The following is a 3,325-nucleotide window of genomic DNA, read 5'->3' as shown; positions in this document are numbered from 1 at the left end:
GTTGCTGCCCTGAAAAAATACATGGCCAGCAATAAGGCTGTAGAATCCATGGAAGAAGCGTTCCGCTATACCGAAGAAAAATTTAATGTTGGAATGGTGAACTCGGTTGAATACAACCAGGCTAAAAACAACCTGACCAAAGCACAAAGTGACCTGGCTCAGGCGAAGTACGATTATATATTCCGAACCAAGATCCTGGATTTCTACAACGGAGTGCCCATAACGCTCTAAGCTGAATCCGTTTCAATAAAAAGAAAGCTCCGTTCTGATTGCAGGACGGAGCTTTCTCTTTTGGTGGTGTATCCGTTTAAATAACCTTTAGTTCTTTCCCTACCTGGATGAACGCTTCCACAGCTTTGTCTATTTGTGATGAAGTATGTGCTGCTGAAAGCTGAACGCGTATACGGGCTTTCCCCTTCGGCACAACCGGGTAAACAAAGCCAATTACATAAATACCTTTGCTTAAAAGCATATCGGCAAATTTGACCGCCAAAGGTGCGTCGTACAGCATAACCGGTACGATAGCTGTTTCGCCTTTTACCAGGTCGAAACCGGCAGCTTCCATTTTGCTGCGGAAGTAATTGGCATTCTCCATGGTTTTATGTTGCAGCTCGGACGAAGAACTGAGCATCTCCAGAACCTTTAAGGTTGCTCCAACAGTTGCCGGGGCCAGGGTGTTCGAGAATAAATACGGACGGGAACGCTGCCGCAGCATCTCGATAATTTCTTTGCGGCCCGACGTACATCCGCCGTTTCCTCCGCCTAAAGCCTTGCCGAAGGTTGTTGTAATGATATCAATTTTGCCCAATAAGCCAAAATGTTCGGCAGTACCCCGACCTGTAGCACCAATATAACCCGAGGCATGGGAATCGTCAACCATAACCAAGGCATCGTATTGCTCGCAGAGTGCAACAATTTCGGGCAGCTTGCAAAGATCGCCGTCCATCGAGAAAACGCCGTCGGTAACTACCAAGCGGTACTTGGCCGATTGGGCATCTTTCAGGCATTGTTCCAACTCGGCCATGTTCGAGTGTTTGTAACGGAATCGCTGCGCTTTACAAAGCCGCACCCCGTCGATAATAGAGGCGTGATTTAATTCGTCGGAAATGATGGCTGAGTCTTCACCCAGTAAAGGTTCGAACACTCCACCATTGGCATCGAAGGCTGCGCAGTATAAGATGGTATCTTCGGTTCCCAGGAACTCCGAAGTTTTGCGTTCAAGTTCCTTGTGAATGGCTTGTGTTCCGCAGATAAACCGAACGGATGATAAACCAAATCCCCAGTCGTTCATGATGTTTTGTGCGGCTTTAACAACTTTAGGATGGTTGGCCAACCCCAGGTAATTATTGGCGCAGAAGTTTAATACTTCCGTTTCGTCACCAACTTTAATACCAGAACTTTGCGACGATGTGATAATCCGCTCTGTTTTGTACAGCCCTTGTTCTTTAAGCTCCTCGAGTGTTTGCTGAAGGTCTTGTTTTATCTTTCCGTACATGCCTTTATTTAATTTTTGTTTCTTCCAAATTTAAGGCTGATTCGGGAATTAAAAGGTGATAAAAAACATTTCGGGTAGGGTTGATGCAGAAAATGCTGGATTAAAGACAAAGAGATCTTAAAACTTATTTAAAATGGAACGAAAACAATTTTTAAAACAAGGTCTGGTTGGGTTGGGGTCAATTGTCGCACTTTCGAAGACCATGGTTGCATGCTCGGGAAGTCAGGATGATGTTGTTTCTGAAACGGCAACAGCAACAACGGATGCAAGTTATACGAATGAGACCAGCAGCGGCGATGCCTGCGAATTGTCACCAACAGAAACCGAGGGACCATATCCAATTAAAACGCCGGCTGATTTGGTGCGTGCAAATGTTGTTTCGGACCGGGAGGGAGTCGCTTTGTTACTCACACTAACAGTCTTGGATCAGAGTGCCGACTGTGCTCCACTGTCAGGTGTTTTGGTCGATATTTGGCACTGCGATAAGGATGGCTATTATTCCGAGTACAAAGGAAGTGGTTATAATTCGACGCAAATTGATAATACCTCCAAACATTTCTTGCGGGGAAGGCAAACAACGGATGGCAACGGGCAGGTCTCGTTTATCAGTATTTATCCGGGATGGTATCAAAGTCGGGCACCCCATATTCATGTTGAAGTATTGAGCTCTTCTGAAGATTCAATGAAAGTTACTCAGATTGCTTTTCCGAAGGATATTTGCGATACCGTGTACTCAACTTCTGGTTATCATGGCTCAGCTGATACCCTGAACAGTAAAGACAATGTATTTTCAGATAGCCTGAATGGTAATTTAGCCGACTCAATCTCCGGGAATACCACTGATGGCTATACTTTGTTGAAAACAATTGTAGTTTAAATTCAAAGATTCAGTTTTAACTGGTCTTCCAACAGGCGAAAACTCATTCGGTGATGCGGCGACACACCGTATTGTTCAATGGCTTGACGGTGGGCCTTGGTTGGATAGCCTTTGTTTTTGTCCCAGGCATAGTTGGGAAACTGTTCATGCAGTTCGTTCATCAGGTCGTCGCGGTAAGTTTTTGCCAGGATTGAGGCGGCTGCAATGGGGAGCAGTTTACCGTCGCCTTTAACAATGCAGGTATGCCCGATTTCAGGATAAGCCTTAAAACGGTTGCCATCAATCAGCAGGTGCTCGGGCTGTTGTTGCAGTTGCTCTACCGCACGATGCATGGCCAGAAAAGAGGCATTCAGAATATTGATTTCATCAATTTCGGTATGGCTGACCATGCCTACTGCAAAAGCCAGTGCTTGCTCTTCAATGATTGGTCGAAGCAGGTAGCGTTGTTTTTCGCTTAGCTTTTTGGAGTCGTTCAGCAGCTCGTTTTCAAAATCGGCAGGTAAGATAACAGCCGCAGCCACAACCGGTCCGGCCAGGCAACCACGTCCGGCTTCGTCGCAGCCGGCTTCCAGGCGTCCTTCCTGTAAGTAGAGTTGAAGGGATGGTTTTGTCGTTTTCATCCGTATTGATTTTGGACAAAGATAAGGGAATTGAGCAAACCGGTACGAGCCCGCTTTTTCTGAAAATGAATGAACGCGAGTGTGCAAAGACACTATAATTGTTTCGAAATAGTCAGTAAGAGTGGAGAATGAGCGTTTCCAAAGGACGAAAATTTGGAAACCTGAGAGTCATCGGCTCCTTTTTTTCGGAAGATTAGCTTTGATGAACGATACTCATGTGCAGACTAGTGCTACCCGACCTTCGGATATGAGCACTCAAGTGCAGACTAGTGCTACACGACCTTCGGATATGAGCACTCAAGTGCTGAGTAGTGCTACCCGACCCTCGGATAT

4 protein-coding genes are annotated in these 3,325 nt (G+C 45.9%); 2 read left to right on the top strand and 2 right to left on the bottom strand.

Annotation, left to right across the window (positions count from 1 at the left end; translation table 11 throughout):
* On the top strand, positions 1 to 231 hold a 231-nt coding region (locus AC37HE_RS09450; protein ID WP_500782583.1), incomplete at its 5' end, for a TolC family protein.
* A gap of 76 nt (positions 232 to 307) precedes the next feature.
* Here AC37HE_RS09450 and kbl read toward each other — a convergent pair.
* Entirely contained in the window at positions 308 to 1,495 is a 1,188-nt protein-coding gene (gene kbl / locus AC37HE_RS09445; protein WP_500782582.1) for a glycine C-acetyltransferase, read from the bottom strand.
* A gap of 133 nt (positions 1,496 to 1,628) precedes the next feature.
* Between kbl and AC37HE_RS09440 the strand changes: the two genes are divergently transcribed.
* The gene (locus tag AC37HE_RS09440) at positions 1,629 to 2,372 is read left to right on the top strand and encodes a dioxygenase family protein (protein WP_500782581.1); all 744 of its coding nucleotides are present in this window, start codon (positions 1,629 to 1,631) and stop codon (positions 2,370 to 2,372) included.
* A gap of 2 nt (positions 2,373 to 2,374) precedes the next feature.
* On the opposite strand, the gene rnhB is transcribed toward AC37HE_RS09440, so the two are convergent.
* Positions 2,375 to 2,992: a ribonuclease HII gene (gene rnhB / locus AC37HE_RS09435; RefSeq protein ID WP_500782580.1), complete on the bottom strand. Its 618-nt coding sequence runs from the start codon at positions 2,990 to 2,992 to the stop codon at positions 2,375 to 2,377.
* Between the last annotated feature and the right edge of the window lie 333 nt (positions 2,993 to 3,325).

It is taken from the genome of Mangrovibacterium sp., assembly GCF_059905295.1.
This window is presented reverse-complemented; position numbering and strand designations above follow the sequence as displayed.